This window comes from Streptomyces sp. NPDC001663 (genome assembly GCF_042893105.1).
GTDB lineage: Bacteria > Actinomycetota > Actinomycetes > Streptomycetales > Streptomycetaceae > Streptomyces.
Genome location: NZ_JBIAUR010000020.1, coordinates 145,386 through 166,535, shown reverse-complemented (window position 1 = coordinate 166,535; position 21,150 = coordinate 145,386). Strand labels below are relative to the sequence as shown.

Here is a 21,150-nt window from a genome sequence, read left to right as displayed (position 1 = left end):
AAGTCCGCTTCGCACGCTCGGAACCGTGGTGGTGGGGCGGCCTGTCTAGGTGGGCGGGCGTACGACGAGGTACGACGATGATGCGCGACCGGAGGACGACGAGATGACGGTGACCCTGGCGGACGTGGCGGCCCGCGCGCAGGTCTCGCCCGCGACGGTGTCGCGCGTGCTGAACGGGAACTATCCCGTGGCCGCCTCCACCCGTGAGCGGGTGCTGAAGGCGGTCGACGAGCTGGACTACGTACTGAACGGGCCGGCGAGCGCGCTGGCCGCGGCCACGTCGGACCTGGTCGGGATTCTGGTGAACGACATCGCCGACCCGTTCTTCGGGATCATGGCGAGTGCGATCCAGTCGGAGATCGGCGGGCCCGGGGGCCGGGCGGGCGGCGAGCGGCTGGCGGTGGTCTGCAACACGGGGGGTTCGCCGGAGCGCGAACTGACGTATCTGACCCTGCTGCAGCGGCAGCGGGCGGCGGCCGTGGTGCTGACCGGTGGGGCCATGGAGAACGAGCCGCATGCGGCGGCGGTCGCGGCGAAGTTGCGGAAGCTGGCGGATGCGGGGACGAGGGTAGTGCTCTGCGGGCGGCCGCCGGCGGCGGACACCGGGGCGATCGCGCTGACCTTCGACAACCGCGGGGGCGGGCAGCGGCTGACCGAGCACCTGATCGGGCTGGGTCACCGGCGGCTTGGCTACATCGCGGGGCCGGAGGAGCGGACGACGACGCGGCACCGGCTGGAGGGGCACCGGGCGGCGCTGGCGGCGGCGGGGATCTCCGAGGATCCGCGGTGGACCGTGTACGGGCGCTACGACCGGACGTCGGGCTATGAGGCGACGCTGGAGCTGCTGCGGCGCGACCCGTCGCTCACGGCGGTGGTCGCGGCGAACGACTCCGTCGCGCTGGGGGCGTGTGCCGCGCTGCGGGAGTCGGGGCTGCGGATTCCGGAGGACGTCTCGGTCGCCGGGTTCGACGATCTGCCGTTCAGTGTGGACGCGGTGCCTGCGCTGACGACTGTGCGGTTGCCGTTGGCGGAGGCGGGGGCCCGGGCCGGGCGGATCGCGATGGGGCGGGAGGAGCCGCCGCCGGGTGGGATTGCGACGGTTCGTGGGGAGTTGATGGTGCGGGGGTCCTCCGGGGTTCCGCGGTCTTGAGGGTGCCGTTGCCCGGGGCGGCACCCGGCGTTGTCGTGGCCGTCGGCTGGGGGTTTGCAGCCCCCAGACCGGCTGAAATGCAGTGACCGGTGGCCTTCAGGACGCCAGGTCAGTCCTTCACCGCCCGGAACCCGAACAGCTCCGGCACCTCGCCCCGCCCCGCCTCCGCCGTCCGTACGAGGCGCAGGCCCGCTCCCGTCGCCGCGTTCAGCAGGTCGGCCAGCGGGACGTGCCAGGCGCCGACCCGGGCTCGCACGCCTGCGGGGCTCCAGCCGTCGAAGCGGCGGGAGCGGTCGGCGTAGCCGGTGTCCAGCACGACCCTCGTTTCGTCGCTCCGGTCGGCGAAGGCGCCCACGAAGCAGGGGTGCACCCCGAGGTGCACGAACCGTCCGCCGGGCTTCAGCACGCGCGCGATCTCGCGCAGTACGGCGGCGTAGTCCGGCACGTCCGTGCTGGCCAGCACGCACACCGCGGCCCGTACGGAGCCGTCGGCCACGGGAAGCGCCGTGGCGTCGGCGGCCGCCACCGGCAAGCGCCTTGCCGCATGGCGCAGTTGGCCGAGTGAGAGGTCGAGGCCCACCGGGTTCCAGCCCAGTCGGGTCAGCCAGGATGCGTGGGCGCCGGTGCCGCAGCAGACGTCCAGGCAGGTTCCGGTGCCGGGGCCGAGCAGGTCGCCCAGGGTGGCGTGGACCTGCTGGACGTAGTCGCCGACGCCCTCGGCCGACATATGCGCGTCGTACCAGTCCGCGTGGTCGTCGTACGCCGCGATCGTGCTTCCCGTTGTGTTCCCCGTGCTCCCCGATGGCTCCATGGACGTGAGGTTAGGGAGGGAGCGCAGTGCTGTGCGACGGCTTTCGCTGACGGCTGCACGGCCCGGGATCCGGGCCTACGCTCGACCCACCGATGATTTCCGCGCTGCGCCCCGGTCTTCATTGCCGTAATCGCCGTGATCATCCGAGCGAACGACAGGAGAGAGTTCCATGCGCATCGTCATCAGCGAGTTCATCAGCCTCGACGGGGTCGTGCAGGCACCCGGCGGCCCCGAGGAGGACACCGACGGCGGCTTCGCGCACGGCGGCTGGTCGCATCCGTACTTCGACCCGGAGGTGGTCGGCAGTGCCTTCGCCGCCGGCCTGGAGAGGGCCGAGGCGCTGCTGTACGGGCGGCGGACCTATCTGACCATGGCGGGCGCCTGGCCCGAGCGGGCCGGGGATCCGTTCGCCGACCGGCTCAACGCGCTGAAGAAGTACGTCGTGACCGACACCCTGAGCGACGACGAGCTGACCTGGAACAACACCGAGCGGATCGCGGGGAGCGAGGCCGTCGAGCGGATTCGTGCGCTGCGCGCCGCCCCCGGCGGCGACCTGGCGATGATGGGCAGCCCCACCCTCGTCCGGACGCTGATCAAGGAGGGGCTGGTCGACGAACTGCAGCTCATCCAGATGCCGGTCATCCTCGGCGGCGGCAAGTCGATCTTCCCGGAGGACGGGGCCAAGCGGCCGTTCGAGCTGGTCTCGACGGCGCAGGGCAAGACGGGTGTGCAGGTGAGCGTCTACCGGCCCGCAACCGAGGGATAGCCGAGGGGTAGTCGCGCGGGTGCGTGGTGTCCTAGGCTCGGACCGACGGTATCTCTGACTGAGTCAACTATCGGGACAATCATCGAGTCAGCCATCGGGGGTCGACGATCATGACCGTCCAGGACATCCGCACCTTCAACCGCTTCTACACGAACGTCATCGGCGCCCTCGACTACAGCCGCCAGCTGTACGCCCCGTACACCCTCACCGAGTCCCGCGTCATCTACGAGCTCGCACACTCCCCGCGTACGGACGCGGCCGATCTGCGGGCCGAACTCTCCCTGGACGCCGGGTACTTGAGCCGGATCCTCAACAAGTTCGAGGACGCCGGGCTGATCGAGCGGGCACCGTCCGCGACCGATCCCCGGCGTCGGCACATCACCCTCACCACGCGCGGCCGCGAGACCGCCGACCTGCTCGCCGAGCGCGCGAACGAGTCCGTCGGTGCGCTGCTGTCCACCGTCCCGTCCGCCGACCGGTCGCGCCTGGCGGAGGCGATGCTCGCCGTCCGCGAGATCCTCTCCGACGGCCGCCCGCCGCGCCGCGAGGACGTCGTGCTGCGCGAGCCGGCCCCCGGTGACCTCGGCTGGATCGTCCAGCGCAACGCCGCCCTGTACGCCTCCGAGTTCGGCTGGAACACCGACTACGAGGGACTGGTGGCCCGTATCGTCGCCGACTTCGCGGAGGACCACGACCCGCATCTGGAGCGGGTGTGGATCGCCGAGCTCGACGGTCGGCCGGTGGGGTGCGTGATGTGCGTACGGGACGAGGCCCCGGCCACCGCCCGGCTGCGGCTGCTGCTCGTCGAGCCGGACGCGCGCGGACTCGGTGTCGGCGACCGGCTCGTCACCGCGGTCATCGACTTCGCGCGCGGCGTCGGCTACCGCGAACTCGTCCTGTGGACCAACGACGTCCTCGCCGCCGCCCGCCGCATCTACCAGCGCCACGGCTTCGTCCTCGTCGCCGAGAAACCGCACCGCTCCTTCGGAAAGGACCTGAACGGCCAGGACTGGCGGCTGGACCTGCACAGCACACAAGAGTGACAGTAGGGACCATGAGACTGGCCTTCTCCACCCTCGGCGTCCCCGGTCTGCCCATCCCGGACGTGGTCCGGCTGGCGGCCACCCACGGCTACCACGGCGTCGAGCTGCGCGCACACCCCGAGGAGCCGGTCCACCCCGGCATCGACCTCGCCGAACGGGCCGACGTGGCCTCCGAGTTCAAGGCGGGAGGCATCGAGATCCTGGGCCTCGCCGGGTACACGCGCGTGGCGGCACCCGGCGACGACGGCCCGGTCATCGACGAGGTCAAGAGCCTCCTCGACCTCGCCCGCGACCTGGGCGCCCCGTACGTCCGGGTCTTCCCCGGCGGCGGCCACGAGCAGAGCCGCGAGCGCGCCGACGCGACGGCCGCCCGGCGCCTCGGCACGGCTGCGGAGTACGCCGCCGACCTCGGCGTACGCATCCTGCTGGAGACCCACGACTCGCACCGCACCGGGGCCGACGCGATCCGTGTGCTCGGTCTGGTCGGCCACCGCCAGGTCGGCGCCCTCTGGGACGTCATGCACACCTGGCTGGGCGGCGAGCAGCCCTCGGAGTCGTACGCCGCGCTCTCGCCGTTCCTCGGCTACGTCCAGGTCAAGGACATCGCCTCCGCCGACGACACGACCCCGCTGCCGCTCGGCGCCGGGGTGCTGCCGCTCACCGACTGCGTGGAGGTCCTCTCCCGGCACGGCTGGGACGGCTGGCTGTGCTGGGAGTACGAGAAGCGGTGGTACGAGGAGGCGGCACCGCTGCCGGGCCTGCTGGCGGCGGGGCGGGAGCATCTGGGGCGGCTGCTCAACGAGTGCGCCTAGCCGAACCGGCGGTAATTGGGTCGCCGGGTGCGCGGGCCGCCGTATAGCGTCCCCGTCATGCCTGCGCAGCCCGCTCCGTACTCCGTCATGCCCTCATGAGCCTCGACCTCGGCCGGGCGCTCGTCGACGTGCGACCGCTGCGCACCTCCCCGCTCTTCCGGCGGCTGCTGATCGGGCGGACCGTGTCCGTGCTCGGCTCGTTCATGACCATGGTGACCGTCATGTACCAGGTCTGGGACATGACGCACAGCACGGTCTGGACCGGTGCGGTGGGTCTGGCGGGTGCGCTGCCGACCGTCGTCGTGGGACTCTTCGCCGGTGCGTGGGTGGACCGTGGGGACCGGCGCCGTATCTACCTGTTCAACACCGTTGCCCAGGCGGTCTGTTCGCTGCTGCTCGCGGTGCAGGGGTTCACCGGTCATGTGCCGGTGGCCGTCGTGCTGGCGCTGGTGGCCGCGCAGTACGGCTTCGGTGCGGTGGGCGGTCCGGCAGCGGGGGTGTTCGTGCCGCGGCTGCTGCCGAAGGAGCAGGTGCCGGCCGGGCTGGCGCTGAACATGATGTCGTTCACGACGATGATGCTCGTCGGCCCGGCCCTGGGCGGTCTGCTGATCGGCTGGGCGGGCATCGGTTTCTGCTACCTGGTGGACGCCCTGAGCTTCGCGCTCGGTTTCTACGGCGCCTTCGGGCTGCCCGCGCTGCCGCCGGAGGGCGAGCCGTCGCGGGCCGGACTGCACGGCGTGCTGGACGGGTTGCGCTTCCTGTACGGGCACCGGGTGGTGCGCGGCGCCCTGATCACCGACCTGGCGGCCACCGTCCTGTCGATGCCGGTCAGTCTGTTCCCGCTGGTGAACGCGGAGCGTTTCGGCGGAAATCCGCGCACGCTCGGCCTGTTCCTGTCCGCGATCTCCGTCGGCGGCATCGTGTCGTCGGTGTTCTCCGGGGCGGTCACCCGGCTGGGCCGCCCCGGTCTGGTGATGCTGTGCGGCGCCGGGACGTGGGGCGTCGCGCTGGCCGCGTTCGGCCTGATGAGCAGCCCCTGGACGGGACTTGCCTGTCTGGTCGTCGCCGGTGCCGCCGACAACGCCTCGGTGGTCGCGCGCAGCACGATCGTGCAGACGTGTACCCCGGACTCCCTGCTGGGCCGGGTGACGTCGGCCGAGCAGATCGTCGGCCAGGCCGGGCCCAACATCGGCAATCTCCGCGGCGGCCTGGTCGCCGGCTGGACCTCGGGCGCGACGGCCCTGGTCACCGGAGGTCTGCTCTGCCTGCTGGCGGTGCTGTCGGTGGGCGCGAGCACTCCGGAGCTGCGGGCCGGAAAGGCGGCTACGCCGGAGCCGGACGCACCGTGAGCTTCGCCGTCTCGTCCAGGCACCAGTCCAGTACGGCGGGCCAGGAGCCGTAACCGGCGTCGAGGTCGAGGTGGGCGGCGCCGGGGAGGAGGTCGGTGGGGATGCGCAGGGGGTCGCCGAAGACCTCCCGCGCGCCCTCCGGGCAGTACGGGTCGTCGTCGCCGGCGACCAGACGGGTGGGGGCGGGGAACGTGAAGTCGAGGGCGGGCGGGGCGAATTCGGCGACTTCCGGATGCCGTACGAGGACGGAGGCGGACGGCGGCGCGACGAGCAGCACCCGGTCCACGTCCCCTTCCTTCACGAGCCCGCGCGAGACGGCGTGCAGCCAGAGCAGGGCGGAGGCGCTGTGGGCGAGGACGACACGCTCGCCCTCGCCGCCGTGCAGACCGTCCAGGTGCCGGGTCAGCTCGGACAGCCAGACCTCGAGGCTCGGGTCGTCGGGGTCGGGGAGCTGGGGGTAGGTGACGTGATGGCCGAGCTCGCTCAGGCGGTCGGCGAGCCAGTGCTGCCAGTGGGCCTCGGGGCGGTGGTTCTGCCAGCCGTGGAGGATGAGGAAGTGCGAGGTCATGGGTCCGATGGTTTCCGAACAGCGGGGCTTGGGTCCAGTTAATCTTTCGCGGTGGAACAGGTAAGCGAGACCTTCACGGTCGGCGGGAGCTTCACGGTCGATCTGCGCCGGCTGACCGTCCTGCGCGAGCTGCAGCGCCGGGGCAGCCTGGCGAGGACGGCCGAGGCCCTGCATCTGACCCCCTCCGCCGTCTCCCAGCAGCTCGCGGCCCTGGCCCGCGAGGTGGGCGTACCGCTGACGGAGCGGGAGGGCAGGGGCGTACGGCTCACCGGACAGGCGCGTGTACTGCTGGCGCACGCCGACCTGATCGCGGCCCAACTGGAGCGCGCGCGGGCCGACTTGGCGGCGTACGGGGCGGGCGGGCGCGGTTCGGTGACGGTCGGCTGCTTCTCCAGCGGCGTCCTGGGCCTGCTGCCGGGGGTGATGCGGGCCCTGGCCGAGCGCCTCCCGCACCTCAGGGTGGACGTCGTGGAGGCGGAACCGCCGGACCTGTTCACCGCGCTCGACGCGGGCCAGGTCGACGTGGCGGTGGCGGTGGACTTCGCGAAGGCGCCGCCGCACACGGACGACCGGTACAGCAGGGTGGATCTGTTCGCCGACGTCCTGGACCTGGTCGTACCGGCCGACCACCGCCTGGCCGGACAGGGGCGGGTGGAACTACGGGAGTTGGCCCGTGACGCGTGGATCGTGGGGGCGGCGGACAGCTGCTGCGGCGCGGTGGCGCGCTCGGTGTGCGCGGCGGCCGGTTTCACCCCGGACATCCGCCACGCGGTGAACGACTGGGCCGCGCTGGCGGCCCTCGTCGAGGCGGGCCAGGGCGTGGCGCTGATCCCACGGCTGGTGCGGCCGCTGTACGAGCATCGCCGGGTTGCGCTGCTGCCGACCGAGGGGCAGCCGGCGTCGCGGAACGTGTTCGCGGCGGTGCGGGCGGGGGCGGAGAGGGATGCGGTGCTGGCGGCAGTGGTGGATCAACTGCGGGTCGGCGCAGACAGGTTGACCGCCGACGTCAACCGACGCGACGGCCTCTCGCCCCCGGACACCGAGGCACCTACACCCGCGCCACGAACCCCGCCACCCGCGCCTCCAACCGCTCCCGGCACTCCGGCCACTCCCCCGCCGTGACCGAGAAGATCGCCGAGTCGCGCAGCTGCCCCTCCTCGCCCGGGGCCCAGGAGCGCGACCAGTTTCTCAGTACGCCCTCGAAGCGTGCCCCCACGCTCTGGATCGCCGCGCGTGAACGGCTGTTGCGGGCGTCCGTCTTGAGGTCGACCCTCGCCACATCCCACACCTCGAAGGCGTGCCGGAACAGCAGGAGCTTGGCCTCGGCGTTCACGCCCGTGCCCTGTGCCGAGGCGCCGAGCCAGGTGAAACCGACCTCCACGGCGTCGAGTCGGTCCTCGTCGCGCCAGCACCGCGGCTCCCAGTACGACGTCGCGCCCACCGCCCGCCCGGTCGCGACCGACACCTGGGCGTACGGAGCCAGCCGTCCCGTCGCCGCGCGGGCCAGCTGCGCGTCGACGTAGGCGCCGATCTCGGCGGCTCTGGGCACCCAGGTGAACTCGTACGTCCCCCGGTTCTCCTCGACCGCCACCGCCAGGTCGGCCGCGTGCCGGTGCTCCAGCGGCTCCAGGCGCACCAACTCGCCCTCCAGCACCGGTCCTTCGAGCACGTATCCCATGCAGAACTCCCCCTCAGAACAGGTCGATGATCTCGGTCAGTGCGGTGATCGACGCAACCCCGGGCGGCTCGACCGCCCCGTCCCGGCACAGCGCCCGCCCCACGTAGCCGAGTTCGATCGCGGCCGCCACCAACTCCGGGTCGTCGTCCACGAACACGCACTCCTGCGCCCGCAGTTCCAGCGCATCGCTCGCATGCCGGTACATGCGCGGATCGGGCTTGCGGCAGCCGAGGACCGCCGAGATCGCATACGCCTCGAAGTAGCCGCCGAGGCCGAGTTCGGCGTGCGCCTCCGGCAGCCCGGGCCACGCGTCCGACACCACCGCCATCCGCACGCCCCGGCGCCTCAGTTCCTCCAGGGTCTCCACCACGTCCGGGAAGACTTCGAGAACCGAGGTCGCCGGGACCTCCCGGCCCAGGTCGGCCAGCAACGCGGGCGTCGGCTGCAGGCCCAGGTGGCGCAGGAGGACCCGGTGATAGTCGTCGTAGTCCGGCGTCGTCTCCGACGTGGCGAAGAAGGCCTCCCCCGCCGCAATCGCGCCCGCGAACCGCTCCGGCGTGATCGTCGGGTCGTACCCGAGGACCGTCTCCTCGAAGTCGGCCCGCGGATTCCAGCGCCCGCCGATCGGGCGGATCAGTACGCCGCCGGAGTCGAAGAGAACGGCTCGCAGCTCACCGGTCATCCCCCAGCCCGCTCCTCAGCTCCGCGAACGCCTCATGAAAGCCCGGGAAAGTCTTCCGTACGCACCCCGGGTCGTCGAACGAAATTCCCGGCACCCGAAGGCCGGCGACCGCGAAGGACATCACGATGCGGTGGTCGCCGTACGACTTGATCTCCGTGCCCCGCGGGACAGGCGCGCCCGGCCGGATCTCGATCCGGTCCGGGCCCGTCGACACCTCGACGCCCAGCCGCCGCAGGTTCTCCGCGCAGGCCTCCAGGCGGTCGCACTCCTTCACGCGCGTGTTCGCCACGTCCTCGATCCGCACCGGCCCGGACGCGAACGGCGCGATCGCCGCCAGCGTCGGCATGGTGTCCGAGATGTCCCGCATGTTGACGGTCAGGCCGCGGAGTTCGCCCGTGCCCCGGACCGTCGTGGCGTCCGCGCCGACGGACACCTCCGCGCCCATCCGCCGCAGTACGTCGACGAAGCCCAGGTCTCCCTGCAAGGCCCCCGCGCCCAGCCCGGGCACCGTCACCTCGGCGCCCGGTGTCACCGCGGCCGCCGCGAAGAAGTAGCTCGACGTGGAAGCGTCCGGCTCGATCGCGTAGGTCGTGGCGCGGTAGCCACCCGGCGGCACCACGAACACGTCGCCGTCCCGCTCCACCTCCACCCCGAACGCCCGCATCATCGCGATCGTGATCTCCACATACGGCACGGACACGAGGTCGGTGACCCGGATCCGCAGACCCTTCCGCGTCAGCGGGCCCAGCAGCAGCAAGGCCGTCAGGTACTGCGAGGACTGTCCCGCGTCCAGGACCACCTCCCCGCCCTCGACGCCCGCCGCCCGCACCGTCAGCGGATGGTGGCCCTCGGCCCCCTCGTGCCGCAGGTCCACGCCCAGGTCGCGCAGGGCGCGGGACAGCGGCAGGAGGGGACGGCGGCGCATCTGGGGAGAGGCGTCGAAGCGGTACGTGCCGTGGCCCGCCGCCGCCAGCGTCGGCAGGAAGCGGGCCGTGGTCGCGCCGTCGCGGCAGTAGACGTCCGCCTCGGTCACCGCCGGGCCCTGCGGGCGGCCGTCCACCTGCCAGGCGTCGGGGGTGCGGCCGACGCGGTACCCGAGCCGCACCAGGCCCTCGGCGAAGCCCTCCGTGTCGTCCGAGCGGAGCGGCCGTACGAGGGTGGTGACACCGTCGGCCGCGGCCGCCAGGAAGAGGGCGCGGGCGGTGATGGACTTGGAACCGGGGATGGCTACTGCGGACATGTCCTCATGATCGGCCGAGCACGGGTTCGGGCGCTCCCTCGTCCACGGGATGGACCACTTCCGGTCGCCTCCGCGTCACCGAAGCCAGCCCCACCCCGCCCACCAGCAGCACCGCGGCGCACCACTTCAGCGGGCTCACCGACTCCCCGAGGAAGACCGCCGCCGACGACATCCCGAACACCGGGACCAGCAGCGAGAACGGCGCCACCGTCGACGCCGGGTGACGGCGCAGCAGCCAGCCCCACGCCCCGAAGCCGAAGACCGTGGTGACCCAGGCGACGTAGACGACCGTGCCGGCGCCCTGCCAGTCCAGGGCCCGCAGGGCGGCGTAGTCCCGGCTCGGGCCCTCCAGGAGCAGGGACAGGCCGAGCAGCGGCAGGACCGGGACGGTGCTCACCCACACCATGAAGTTCAGCGCGTCCGGCGGGGCCGCCTTGCGGGTCAGGACGTTCGAGACGCCCCAGCAGGCCGCCGCCGCGATCACCAGGGCGAAGGCGCCGAGCGGGCCGGACGTGCCCTCGTCGACGGCCGCGACGCCGATGCCCGAGAGGGCGACCAGCATGCCCAGCACCCGTATGCGGGAAGGCCGTTCGCCGAGCACCACGAAGGCCACGCCCGCCGTGAACACCGCCTGGATCTGCACGACCAACGACGACAGGCCCGCCGGCATCCCCGCGTCCATGCCGATGAACAGCAGGCCGAACTTGGCCACGCCGAGCACCAGCCCCACCGCCAGGATCCATTTCCACGCCACCTTCGGGCGGCCCACGAAGAAGACGGCGGGCAGTGCGGCCGCGAGGAAGCGGAGGGCGGAGAAGAGCAGGGGCGGGAAGTGGCCGAGGCCGATCTCGATGACCGTGAAGTTCACGCCCCATACGGCGGCCACGACGAGGGCAAGAGCAAGGTGTGCTGGTCGCATGCGTCGAGCATCATGTCCGGCGACCGTGCAGCACCAGCGATGATTGCTGCACTGTTGGATGAAGCGCTGCTAATGAATGGGACTCCGCATGCTCGACCTCCAACGCCTTCGCGCGCTGCACGCCGTCTCCGTCCACGGCACCGTCGGCGCCGCTGCCGCCGCGCTCGGGTACACCCCGTCCGCCGTGTCCCAGCAGATCGCCAAGCTGGAGCGGGAGACCAGGACCGTGCTGCTCGAGCGGGACGGACGCGGCGTGCGGCTCACCCCCGAGGCCCATCAACTCGTCGACACCGCCCAGGAGTTGCTGGCGATAGTCGAACGCGCGGAGACCGAGCTGGAGGAGCGGCGCGGGATGCCGGCGGGACGGCTGACGATCGCCGCGTTCGCCTCGGCCGCGCGCGGACTGATGCCGGCCGTGCTCACCGACCTGGCCGCCCGGCACCCCGCCCTCGACGCCCGGCTCAGCGAGATCGACCCGCACCTCTCCGTCGACCTGGTCACCAAGGGCGCCCTCGACCTGGCCGTGGTGCACGACTGGGACATCGCGCCGCTGCCGGTGCCACCGGGCGTCGAGCACGCGGTGATCGGCGACGACCGCAGCACGCTGCTCGTGCCGGTCGGCCATCCCTTGGCCGGGCGGGCCTCCGTACGGCGCGAGGAGCTGGGCGCGGAGCGCTGGGTGTGCCAGCCGCCGGGGCGGGTCTGCCACGACTGGCTGTTGCGGACGATGCGTGCCGCCGGGCACGAGCCGGAGATCGTGCACCAGGCCGACGAGAACCCGACCCTCGTCGCGCTGGTCGCCGGCGGCCTCGGTATCTGCCTCGTCCCGCGCCTGGGCCGCGGCCCACTGCCGGCCGGGGTCGTCGAGGTGCATCTGGACCCGACCCCCGTAAGGCGGCTGTACGCGCTGTGGCGCAAAGGAGCCGCTCGTCGTCCGGCGATCGCAGAGACCGTACGCACTCTGCAGGAGCAGTGGCCCGTGGTTACGGCTCACCCGTCCCGTTGACCCCACCAGCAACGACTTCCCGGATTCGCCGGGAACGCGGGAACCCACCCCTAATACGGTTCGTCCAACCCGCAAGCTGTCGGATGAGTCTCCGCTGTGCGGTGTCGGCCCTCGCTGCTGGCTGCGATCGCTGACCTACCCTCTCCGCCGTACTGCGGCCGGCAGCACAGCCGCCATCGGCGCGCCCCCCTCCAACAGCGCCGATGGCGGCCCCTCCCCAAGGCCCCTCCCCCGGCCCCGCCGTCAACGCCCTGCCGTGCGCGCTCCCTTGACTGGCAGAAACTTCCCGGATATTGCTTCCCTCACGGAAGTTTCCTTCAGCGGATCACCTCCGGAAGGAGCGCACGTGCCCTCCAGACGTACCGTCCTCGCCGCCGGTGCAGGCGTCACCGCGGCCCTGGCACTCGGCACCACCGCCTACGCGGACATCCCCGACGACAAGAAGCTCCGCTCGCTCATCTCCCGTATGACCTTGGAGGAGAAGGTCGGCCAGCTCTTCGTCATGCGGGTCTACGGCCACTCCGCGACCGCCCCGGACCAGGCCGACATCGACGCCAACCTCAAGGAGATCGGCGTCCGCACGGCCGCCGAGCTGATCGCCAAGTACCGCGTGGGCGGCATCATCTACTTCACCTGGGCGCACAACACCAAGGACCCGCACCAGATCGCGGACCTCTCCAACGGGATCCAGCGCGCCTCCCTCACCCAGCCCCGCGGTCTGCCCGTCCTGGTCACCACCGACCAGGAGCACGGCATCGTCTGCCGGGTCGGCAAACCGGCCACCCTCTTCCCGGGCGCCATGGCCATCGGCGCGGGCGGCTCCCGCAAGGACGCCCACACCCTCGGCCGGATCTCCGGCGCCGAGCTGCGCGCGATCGGCATCAACCAGGACTACTCCCCGGACGCCGACGTGAACGTCAACCCGGCCAACCCGGTCATCGGCGTACGGTCCTTCGGCGCCGACCCGGACGCGGTGGCCGGCCTGGTCGCCGCCGAGGTCGCCGGATACCAGCGGTCGCACGTCGCCGCAACGGCCAAGCACTTCCCGGGGCATGGGGACACGGCGGTCGACAGCCACTACGGCTTCCCGATCATCACCCACACCCGCGAGGTCTGGGAGAAGCTGGACGCCGTCCCCTTCCGGGCGGCGGTCAAGGCCGGCATCGACTCGATCATGACCGCGCACATCCAGTTCCCGGCCCTCGACGACTCCGGCGACCCGGCCACCCTCTCCCACCCGATCCTCACCGGCATCCTGCGCGGGGAGCTCGGCTACGACGGGGTGGTGGTGACCGACTCGCTGGGCATGGAGGGCGTACGCACGAAGTACGGCGACGACCGCGTCCCGGTCCTCGCCCTCAAGGCCGGTGTCGACCAGCTCCTCAACCCGCCCGACCTCGCGGTCGCCTGGAACGCCGTCCTCAAGGCCGTCCAGGGCGGGGAGCTCACCGAGTCCCGGCTCGACGAGTCGATCCTGCGCATCCTGCGGCTGAAGTCGAGGCTCCGGCTGTTCGACGACCCGTACGTCGGACAGGGCGACGTGGACCGTGTGGTCGGCATCAAGGAGCACCTCAGGACCGCCGACCGCATCGCCGAGCGGACGACGACGCTGCTGGTCAACAAGGGCGGCCTGCTGCCGCTGTCCCGCCGTACACACAAGAAGCTCCTCGTCGTCGGCGCCGATCCGGCCTCCCCGTCCGGCACGACGGGACCGCCGACGGGTGTCCTCGCGACGGCCCTCACCGAACTGGGCTTCACGGCCACCGCCCTGTCCACGGGCACGGCCCCGTCCGCCGCGACCATCGCGAAGGCGGTCGCGGCGGCGCAGGACGCTGACGCGGTGGTCGTCGGCACCTACAACGTCACGGCGGGCAGCTCGCAGAAGATGCTCGTCGAACAGCTGGTGGCCACCGGGAGGCCGGTCGTCGCGATCGCGATCCGCAACCCGTACGACGTGGCCCAACTCCCCTCCGCCCCGGCTCACTTGGCGTCCTACTCCTGGACCGACGTCGAGCTGCGCGCGGCCGCGCGGGTGATCGCCGGGAAGGCGGCGCCGCGCGGGAAACTGCCGGTGCCGGTGCAGCGGGCGGACGATCCGGCGCAGGTGCTGTACCCCATCGGGTACGGGCTGTCGTACTAGGGGCGATCGGGCGTAGGGCGTAGGCCGGGTACGTCACGCACCCGGCGTACGACCCCCAACGGACGCAAAGCCTCCCGCGCGTCTGGCGTGCGCCCGCTGCGGCGGGTCACGCTGATGCGGGGGTAGCCGGGGGGGTTGCGATGCGCGAGAGATGTTCCGTGGGGATGGTCTGCGCACTGCTGGTACTGGTCGCTGCCCTGCTGACCGGTTGCCAGGCCCTGTCGCCGTCCGGTTCGGGCGGGGACGAGCCGAGCAGGGCGCCCGAGGGAAGTGGCAGGGCGACCTCGACACAGCCGTCCGGATACGGGGCGGTGTTCCTCGCGGTCGACGAGTGCAGTTCGTTCGGTACGACGAGCTTCACCGAGGTGCCGTGCACCAGTGAACGCGCGGCGGCGCGGGTTATCGCCCGTTACGACGGCAAGGTGGGCGACGGTCCGCTGTGCCCGTCGACCACCGACTTCGTGCTGCACATCAGCCGGCAGAGCGCCTCGTCCGACGAGGACGGCGACGGCTCGGTGCCGCAGGGCTACGCCTGCATGCGCAACCTGGAGCCGCCGCATCCCGGCGACCCGGGCGGCGGGGGCGGTCCGCGCACCATCGTCGGCGACTGCGTCTACGGCTCCGGCAGCGGGCAGGTCCGCGAGACCGCGTGCGACGGCAGTGGCAGGAACAGGCCGCAGTACAAGGTGGTCAAGGCGGTGGCGAAGCGGGCGGCGTGCCCGGCGGACACCGCGCTGTACGTGCGGCTGGAGGGCGGGAGGAAGGTGGGCTGCGCCCGGCCGGTGTGAGCAACGGCCGGGCGCAGCAAGGGAGTTCCCCGGGGGTTACGGGCGCAGAGCCGGCTCGCGCTCCACGTCCCGTACGTCCAGCTTCTTGTCGAACTTGGCCAGCGGCTTCGCCTGGGCCGCGGTGGCGGCCGGGACGCCGGCCCACTCCAGGATCCGGGCGGTGGCCAGCGCCTTCTGGTCCGCGACCAGGCCGGCCACGTTCGCGCCGTGGTTCAGACCCGGTGCCGTGAAGACGTAGGAGTCCTTCGAGCCCTTGCCGACACGGAAGCGCTCCGCGCCCCACGGGTCGTTCTGGCCGTAGACGAAGAGCATGTGGTGGGCGTTGTGCCGCACCCAGGTGTCGACGTCGCGCATCGCCCACGGCTGGAACTTCATCGGGATCGAGCGCGGCACGAAGTTCCGCGGCGGCTGGTAGCCGTAGCGGACGTACTTCTTCTCGATGTACGGGAAGTGGATGGTGGGGGCGCCGAGTTGGGTGCCCGCCTGGTAGTAGTACGGCGTGTAGGGCTCGAGCCCCTGGTCCGTGTAGAACGAGAAGCCGGAGATCGTGTCGACGGAGTTCCAGATGTCGTCGTCGGTGGCGGTCGCCGCGTTCGCCGGGATCGAGTCGCAGTCGGAGAGCAGGCTGTACTGCCAGAAGCCCCAGACGTAGTCGAGGACGACGGCCTCGTACGCACGGTCCAGGCTGCCGATGGTGTTGAAGGTGTAGCCGTTGTCGGCCGCGTACGCCGTGTACTTCTTCTCCAGCGGCTCCCGGCGCACCAGCGCCTCGCGCTGCACGGCGTTCAGCCGGTCACGGCACTCCTTGGTGCCGACCTGCGTGAAGAAGCGGTCGTAGGCGGAGTCCTCGTCATTGACCACGTCGTTCGGGGCGACGTACGCGACGACCCCGTCCATGTCCTTGGGATAGAAGCGCTCGTAGTAGGTGGCGGTCATGCCGCCCTTCGAACCGCCCGTGGAAATCCAGTTCTTGGTGTAGATGGACTTGAGCGCCTTGAAGATACGGTGCTGGTCGCTGGCCGCCTGCCAGATGTCCAGCTTGGACCACTCGGCCGGGTCGGGCCGGGACGGCGTGAAGAAGCGGTACTCCATGGAGACCTGGTTGCCGTCCACGATCTGCGTGGGCTCGCGGCGGCTGGGGTTCGTGGAGACGTTGTAGCCGCCGGTGTAGAAGACCGTCGGGCGGCTGACGTCCTTGTGCAGCACGGTGATGCGCTGCTGGAAGGTGCCCTTGGACGGGTGGCGGTGGTCGATCGGCTGGGTGTAGTTGAGGACGAAGAAGCGGTAGCCGGTGTAGGGCTTCTCCTCGATCAGGCTCATCCCCGGTATGGCGAGCAGCTGATCCTTGATGTCGGTCGTGGCGTTGGTGCCGGTGGCCTCCGGCTGGGCGGCGGTGGCCGCCCCCGCCGTGCTCAGCGTGCCTATGAGCACGGCGAGCGCCAGCAGCCATCTGAGCGCCTTGCGCATGCACCCTCCCCTGTGAGTCAGATGTGCGTGCGGAAGCTATCGGAGCAACTCCCTTACGCACCAGGGGAGGTAAAGAAATCGTTGGGTTGCCGGCGGGTTCAGTACCGCTTCCAGCCACCGGAGTCGTACGACCCGCCGCCCACCGAGCCCTTGAGCCACACCTTGCGGTGCCCGACGTACGCGCGCACCGGGCCGGCGTACTTCGTGTACATCCCCTTGTCCTCGACGGGCTTGAAGCCGCGCACCCGCAGGCTGACCGTCATCCGGCGCTCGGCGCCGGGGTTCTTGGGAACGGTGACGGCACAGAGGTAGGCACCGCTCTTGTAGAGCTTCAGGGCGCCGGTGGAGAAGGTGAACGTCTTGATCTTGCGCCCCGCGCAGGGCGCCGAGGCGGCCTGGGCGTCCCCCGGCGCGGCGAGTGCGAGCAGTCCGGATGCGGTGAGCACAGCCATACCGAGCGCGAACCGCCGCCGTATCGCACCAGTGTCCACTGTCGTCCCTCCCGTACTGCCATCGAAGAGCGTACGGGTGTACGGACGCACGACGTATGTCTGATGGTTGCACGACCGTCAGCGAGGCACTCCGACCGGCTCCTCGGCGTCCGGCTCCCCGATGAAGGTCCCGCCACAGCTCGGCGTACCGCCCGTCCAGGGCGAGCAGTTCGTCGCGCGTGCCGTCCTCCACCACACGCCCGTGAGCTGACTCCGTCCGGCGCCGCAGGCCACGATGCCCCCCGAACCGCGGCAACAGCCGGTCAGGCCGCCAAAGGCGCGTCCTCCCCCACGAACGTCCGCCACAGCTCGGCGTAATAACCGCCCAGCCGGAGCAGCTCGTCGTGCGTGCCGTCCTCCACCACACGCCCGTGGGCTGAATCCCCCGATGCCGCCCTCGCACCGCTCGGCCCTGGCGGGCCTCCCGGGCGTCGAGACGACTGGCCGGACTCCGTCCGGCGCCCGACGTGGACGCAGGCCACGATGCCCCCCGAACCGCGGCGACAGCCGGTCAGGCCGCCAAAGGCGCGTCCTCCCCCACGAACGTCCGCCACAGCTCGGCGTAATAACCGCCGAGCCGGAGCAGCTCGTCGTGCGTGCCGTCCTCCACCACACGCCCGTGATCCATGACCACGACCCGGTCCGCGCGGGCGGCCGTGGTCAGGCGGTGGGCGACCACCAGGGTCGTGCGGCGGCCTGCCAGGCGGTCCGTGGCCTGGTTGACCTGGGCCTCCGTGGCCAGGTCGAGGGCGGCCGTGGCCTCGTCGAGGAGGAGGATGTCGGGGTCGACGAGTTCCGCGCGGGCCAGGGCGATCAACTGCCGCTGCCCGGCGGAGAGGTTGCGGCCGCGCTCGGCGACCTCGTGGAGGTAGCCGCCGTCGAGCGTGGCGATCATCTCGTGCGCGCCGACCGCGCGAGCCGCCGCCTCGACCTCGGCGTCGGTGGCGTCCGGGCGGCCGTAGGCGATGGCGTCGCGGACGGTGCCCTGGAAGAGGTACGCCTCCTGCGGGACGACGCCGAGACGGTGCCGGTACGAGGTGATGTCGAGGGCGCGCAGGTCCTGGCCGTCGACGGTGACGCGACCGCCCGTGGGGTCGTAGAAGCGCGCCACCAGCTTCACGAGGGTCGACTTGCCGGCGCCGGTCTCGCCGACGAAGGCCACCGTCTGGCCCGCCGGAATGCTCAACTCGACGCCGCCGAGCGCCTCTTCGTCGTCCCCGTACGCGAAGTGCACGTCCTCGAAGGCGACTTCGCCGCGGAGGGACAGGACGTCGAGGGGTTCGTCGGCGGCCTTGGTGGAGGTCGGCTCCTGGAGGAGTTCCTGGATGCGGCCGAGGGAGACGGTGGCCTGCTGGTAGCCGTCGAAGACCTGGGAGAGCTGCTGGACGGGCGCGAAGAACAGGTCGATGTAGAGGAGGTACGCGACCAGGGCGCCGGTGGTCAGCGTGGCGTCGTCCACCCGTCCCGCCCCCGCGATCAGCACGGCGGCGGCCGCGACGGACGACAGCAGCTGCACGAACGGGAAGTAGATCGAGATCAGCCACTGCCCCCGGATACGGGCCTGACGGTAGCTGTTGCTGCGCTCCGCGAACCGCCGGCCACCATCGCCCTCGCGCCGGAAGGCCTGCACGATCCGCAGCCCGGAGACGGACTCCTGGAGATCGGCGTTCACCACCGACACACGCTCACGGGCGAGTTCGTACGCCTTCACGCTCGCCCGGCGGAAGAAGAACGTGGCGACGATCAGCGGCGGCAGGGTCGCGAACACGACCAGCGCCAACTGCACGTCGATCACCAGCAGGGCGCCCATGATGCCGAAGAAGGTGACGACGGAGACGAAGGCCGTGACCAGCCCGGTCTGGAGGAAGGTGGACAGCGCGTCGACGTCCGTCGTCATCCGCGTCATGATCCGGCCGGTCAACTCCCGCTCGTAGTAGTCGAGCCCGAGCCGCTGGAGCTGGGCGAAGATCTTCAGGCGGAGCGAGTACAGGACCCGCTCCCCCGTGCGCCCGGTCATCCGGGTCTCGCCGATCTGCGCCACCCACTGCACGGCCACCGCGAGCAGCCCGAGCAGCGAGGCCGTCCAGACCGCGCCGACCGCCATCGCGGTGACGCCCTGGTCGATGCCGTGCCGGATCAGCACGGGCAGCAGCAGGCTCATGCCGGCGTCCACGGCGACGAGGGCGAGGCTGACGAGGAGGGGCAGCCCGAAGCCTCGCAGCAGCCGCTTCAGCCCGTACGACTCCTCGGGCTGCACCGCGCGGCCCTCGTCGATGTCCGGGGTGTCGGTCGCCGGAGGCAACGCGTCCACCTGGGCGAGGAGCTCGGGGGTGGCCGGTGCCCCGGCCAGCGCGGTGTCCTTCGGCTCGCGGTCGCCGGTCCACAGACGTGGTGTCACACCGCGCTCGGCGTCGAACTCGGCGTCCAGCTCGTCCCGTACGGAGGTGTCCTCCTGCGGGCACTCGGGCTGGGTGTGGCCGGGTGAGACGCCGCCGAGCTCGTCGGGGTCGGTGAGGAGGCGGCGGTAGAGGGCGGACCGTTCCTGCAGTTCCTCGTGGGTGCCGAGGTCGGCGAGGCGGCCGGCGTCGAGGACCGCGATGCGGTCGGCGAGGTTGAGGGTGGAGCGGCGGTGCGCGATGAGCAGCGTGGTGCGGCCCTGCATGACCTGCTTCAGGGCCTCGTGGATCTCGTGCTCGACGCGGGCGTCCACGGCGGAGGTGGCGTCGTCGAGGACGAGGAGGCGCGGGTCGGTGAGGATCGCGCGGGCGAGGGCGACGCGCTGGCGCTGGCCGCCGGAGAGGGTGAGGCCGTGCTCGCCGACCTTGGTGTCGTAGCCGTCCGGGAGCTCTGCGATGAAACGGTCCGCCTGGGCGGCACGGGCGGCGGTCAGGATCTGTTCCTCGGTCGCGTCGGGGCGGCCGTAGGCGATGTTGTTGCGGACCGAGTCCGAGAAGAGGAAGGAGTCCTCGGGGACCAGGCCGATCGCGGACCGCAGCGAGTCGAGGGTGAGCTCGCGGACGTCGTGGCCGCCGATGAGGACGGCGCCGTGGGTGACGTCGTAGAAGCGCGGCAGGAGGAGGGAGACCGTGGACTTGCCGGAGCCGGAGGAGCCGACGACGGCGAGGGTCTCGCCGGGGCGGATCTCGAAGCTGAGCCCGTCGAGGACCGGCCGCTCGTGGTCGTAGCCGAAGGACACGTCGTCGAATTCGACGGTGGCGGGCGCGTCGGCCGGGAGCTGCTTCGTCCCGTCCGTCATCGACGGCTCGGTGTCGATGAGCTCGAGGACGCGCTCGGTGCCCGCCCGGGCCTGCTGCCCGACCGTGAGGACCATGGCGAGCATGCGGACCGGGCCGACCAGCTGGGCGAGGTAGGTGGAGAAGGCGACGAAGGTGCCGAGGGTGATGTGCCCGCGGACGGCGAGCCAGCCGCCGAGCGCCAGCATGGCGACCTGGCCGAGGGCGGGGACGGCCTGGAGGGCCGGGGTGTACTTGGAGTTGAACCGGATGGTGCGCAGGCGCCCCGCGAAGAGCCGCCGCCCGACCTCCCTGAGCTTGCCGGTCTCCTGGTCCTCCTGCCCGAAGCCCTTCACCACGCGTACGCCGCTGACGGCGCCGTCGACCACGCCCGCGACGGCGGCGGCCTGGGCCTGGGCGTACCAGGTGGCGGGGTGCAGCTTGGAGCGGCTGCGCTTGGCGATGAGGACGAGGGCGGGGGCCACGGCGAGGGCGGCCAGGGTCAGCGGCAGCGACAGCCAGGCCATGATCACGAGGGAGATCAGGAAGAGCAGAACGTTCCCGATGGTCATCGGGAGCATGAACAGCAGGCCCTGGATCAGCTGGAGGTCGCTGGTGGCGCGGCCGACGACCTGGCCGGTGGACAGCTCGTCCTGGCGGCGGCCGTCGAGCCGGGTGATCGTCTCGAACATCTCGGTCCGCAGGTCGTGCTGGACGTCGAGGGCGAGACGGCCGCCGTAGTAGCGGCGTACGTAGGTGAGCGCGTAGACGAGGACGGCGGCACCGAGCAGGGCACCGGCCCAGGGAGCCATGTCCCGGCTGTGATCACCGATCACATCGTCGATGATCACCTTCGTGACCAGCGGCACCAGCGCCATCACGGCCATACCGCCCAGGGATGACCCGAGGGCGAGCACGACGTCCTTCGGATATCGCCAGGCGTATCCGGCCAGCCGCCGTGCCCATCCCCGTTGCCCGCTCACGCCGGTGCCCTCCGTCTGTCAGAA

The 21,150-nt window shown here is 71.6% G+C and carries 19 protein-coding genes; 10 read left to right on the top strand and 9 right to left on the bottom strand.

The window, feature by feature from the left end; all coding sequences use genetic code 11:
* Positions 1 to 103 precede the first annotated feature (103 nt).
* Positions 104 to 1,150, top strand: a complete 1,047-nt coding sequence (locus tag ACFY1L_RS46015; RefSeq protein WP_388839493.1) for a LacI family DNA-binding transcriptional regulator — start codon at positions 104 to 106, stop codon at positions 1,148 to 1,150.
* A gap of 109 nt (positions 1,151 to 1,259) precedes the next feature.
* Here ACFY1L_RS46015 and ACFY1L_RS46010 read toward each other — a convergent pair whose 3' ends face one another.
* Complete coding sequence (locus ACFY1L_RS46010) at positions 1,260 to 1,961, bottom strand: class I SAM-dependent methyltransferase (RefSeq protein WP_388839490.1); 702 nt, start codon at positions 1,959 to 1,961, stop codon at positions 1,260 to 1,262.
* Between the two features lie 169 nt (positions 1,962 to 2,130).
* Between ACFY1L_RS46010 and ACFY1L_RS46005 the strand changes: the two genes are divergently transcribed.
* The 4 genes from ACFY1L_RS46005 (at position 2,131) to ACFY1L_RS45990 (ending at position 5,931) form a co-directional block, all read left to right on the top strand.
* Positions 2,131 to 2,727 carry a dihydrofolate reductase family protein gene (locus tag ACFY1L_RS46005; protein ID WP_388839487.1) on the top strand — a complete coding sequence of 199 codons (597 nt, stop codon included), beginning with the start codon at positions 2,131 to 2,133 and terminating at the stop codon, positions 2,725 to 2,727.
* A gap of 110 nt (positions 2,728 to 2,837) precedes the next feature.
* On the top strand, positions 2,838 to 3,770 hold the full coding sequence (locus tag ACFY1L_RS46000) for a GNAT family N-acetyltransferase (RefSeq protein WP_388839484.1): 933 nt from the start codon (positions 2,838 to 2,840) through the stop codon (positions 3,768 to 3,770).
* Between the two features lie 11 nt (positions 3,771 to 3,781).
* Positions 3,782 to 4,582, top strand: coding sequence for a sugar phosphate isomerase/epimerase family protein (locus ACFY1L_RS45995; RefSeq protein WP_388839481.1), 801 nt, complete (start codon positions 3,782 to 3,784; stop codon positions 4,580 to 4,582).
* 95 nt (positions 4,583 to 4,677) lie between these two features.
* Complete coding sequence (locus tag ACFY1L_RS45990; protein ID WP_388839478.1) at positions 4,678 to 5,931, top strand: MFS transporter; 1,254 nt, start codon at positions 4,678 to 4,680, stop codon at positions 5,929 to 5,931.
* Here the strand turns inward: ACFY1L_RS45990 and ACFY1L_RS45985 are convergent.
* On the bottom strand, positions 5,906 to 6,499 hold the full coding sequence (locus tag ACFY1L_RS45985; protein WP_388839475.1) for an RBBP9/YdeN family alpha/beta hydrolase: 594 nt from the start codon (positions 6,497 to 6,499) through the stop codon (positions 5,906 to 5,908). The genes ACFY1L_RS45990 and ACFY1L_RS45985 overlap by 26 nt on opposite strands.
* 51 nt (positions 6,500 to 6,550) lie before the next feature.
* On the opposite strand from ACFY1L_RS45985, the gene ACFY1L_RS45980 reads away from it, so the two are divergent.
* Positions 6,551 to 7,621 (top strand): LysR family transcriptional regulator, encoded by a 1,071-nt coding sequence (locus tag ACFY1L_RS45980; protein ID WP_388839472.1) that lies wholly within the window; start codon positions 6,551 to 6,553, stop codon positions 7,619 to 7,621.
* On the opposite strand, the gene ACFY1L_RS45975 is transcribed toward ACFY1L_RS45980, so the two are convergent.
* Genes ACFY1L_RS45975 through ACFY1L_RS45960 form a run of 4 tightly spaced genes read right to left on the bottom strand, consistent with a single transcriptional unit; the run spans position 7,548 to position 11,018 of the window.
* A complete protein-coding gene (locus tag ACFY1L_RS45975) occupies positions 7,548 to 8,177 on the bottom strand; it encodes a GNAT family N-acetyltransferase (RefSeq protein WP_388839469.1) in 630 nt (209 codons plus the stop codon). The two genes, ACFY1L_RS45980 and ACFY1L_RS45975, sit on opposite strands and share 74 nt — an antisense overlap.
* A gap of 13 nt (positions 8,178 to 8,190) precedes the next feature.
* Entirely contained in the window at positions 8,191 to 8,859 is a 669-nt protein-coding gene (locus ACFY1L_RS45970) for an HAD family hydrolase (protein WP_388839466.1), read from the bottom strand.
* Positions 8,849 to 10,099 (bottom strand): 3-phosphoshikimate 1-carboxyvinyltransferase, encoded by a 1,251-nt coding sequence (gene aroA, locus ACFY1L_RS45965; RefSeq protein ID WP_388839463.1) that lies wholly within the window; start codon positions 10,097 to 10,099, stop codon positions 8,849 to 8,851. Before aroA ends, ACFY1L_RS45970 begins: the two co-directional genes overlap by 11 nt.
* A gap of 4 nt (positions 10,100 to 10,103) precedes the next feature.
* Positions 10,104 to 11,018 (bottom strand): EamA family transporter, encoded by a 915-nt coding sequence (locus ACFY1L_RS45960; RefSeq protein ID WP_388839460.1) that lies wholly within the window; start codon positions 11,016 to 11,018, stop codon positions 10,104 to 10,106.
* A gap of 88 nt (positions 11,019 to 11,106) precedes the next feature.
* On the opposite strand from ACFY1L_RS45960, the gene ACFY1L_RS45955 reads away from it, so the two are divergent.
* The 3 genes from ACFY1L_RS45955 (at position 11,107) to ACFY1L_RS45945 (ending at position 14,952) form a co-directional block, all read left to right on the top strand.
* Positions 11,107 to 12,024: a LysR family transcriptional regulator gene (locus ACFY1L_RS45955; RefSeq protein WP_388839578.1), complete on the top strand. Its 918-nt coding sequence runs from the start codon at positions 11,107 to 11,109 to the stop codon at positions 12,022 to 12,024.
* Between the two features lie 346 nt (positions 12,025 to 12,370).
* Positions 12,371 to 14,164 carry a glycoside hydrolase family 3 protein gene (locus ACFY1L_RS45950; protein WP_388839457.1) on the top strand — a complete coding sequence of 598 codons (1,794 nt, stop codon included), beginning with the start codon at positions 12,371 to 12,373 and terminating at the stop codon, positions 14,162 to 14,164.
* A gap of 140 nt (positions 14,165 to 14,304) precedes the next feature.
* Positions 14,305 to 14,952, top strand: coding sequence for a hypothetical protein (locus ACFY1L_RS45945; RefSeq protein WP_388839454.1), 648 nt, complete (start codon positions 14,305 to 14,307; stop codon positions 14,950 to 14,952).
* A gap of 36 nt (positions 14,953 to 14,988) precedes the next feature.
* On the opposite strand, the gene ACFY1L_RS45940 is transcribed toward ACFY1L_RS45945, so the two are convergent.
* Both ACFY1L_RS45940 and ACFY1L_RS45935 read right to left on the bottom strand, forming a co-directional pair.
* Complete coding sequence (locus ACFY1L_RS45940) at positions 14,989 to 16,419, bottom strand: S28 family serine protease (RefSeq protein ID WP_388839451.1); 1,431 nt, start codon at positions 16,417 to 16,419, stop codon at positions 14,989 to 14,991.
* A 98-nt stretch (positions 16,420 to 16,517) separates the two neighbouring features.
* Positions 16,518 to 16,910, bottom strand: coding sequence for a hypothetical protein (locus ACFY1L_RS45935; protein ID WP_388839448.1), 393 nt, complete (start codon positions 16,908 to 16,910; stop codon positions 16,518 to 16,520).
* 67 nt (positions 16,911 to 16,977) lie between these two features.
* Here ACFY1L_RS45935 and ACFY1L_RS45930 point away from each other — a divergent pair, with 67 nt between their 5' ends.
* Entirely contained in the window at positions 16,978 to 17,121 is a 144-nt protein-coding gene (locus tag ACFY1L_RS45930; protein ID WP_388839445.1) for a hypothetical protein, read from the top strand.
* 300 nt (positions 17,122 to 17,421) lie between these two features.
* Here the strand turns inward: ACFY1L_RS45930 and ACFY1L_RS45925 are convergent, their stop codons facing one another.
* A complete protein-coding gene (locus ACFY1L_RS45925) occupies positions 17,422 to 21,126 on the bottom strand; it encodes an ABC transporter ATP-binding protein (RefSeq protein WP_388839442.1) in 3,705 nt (1,234 codons plus the stop codon).
* Positions 21,127 to 21,150: the final 24 nt, after the last annotated feature.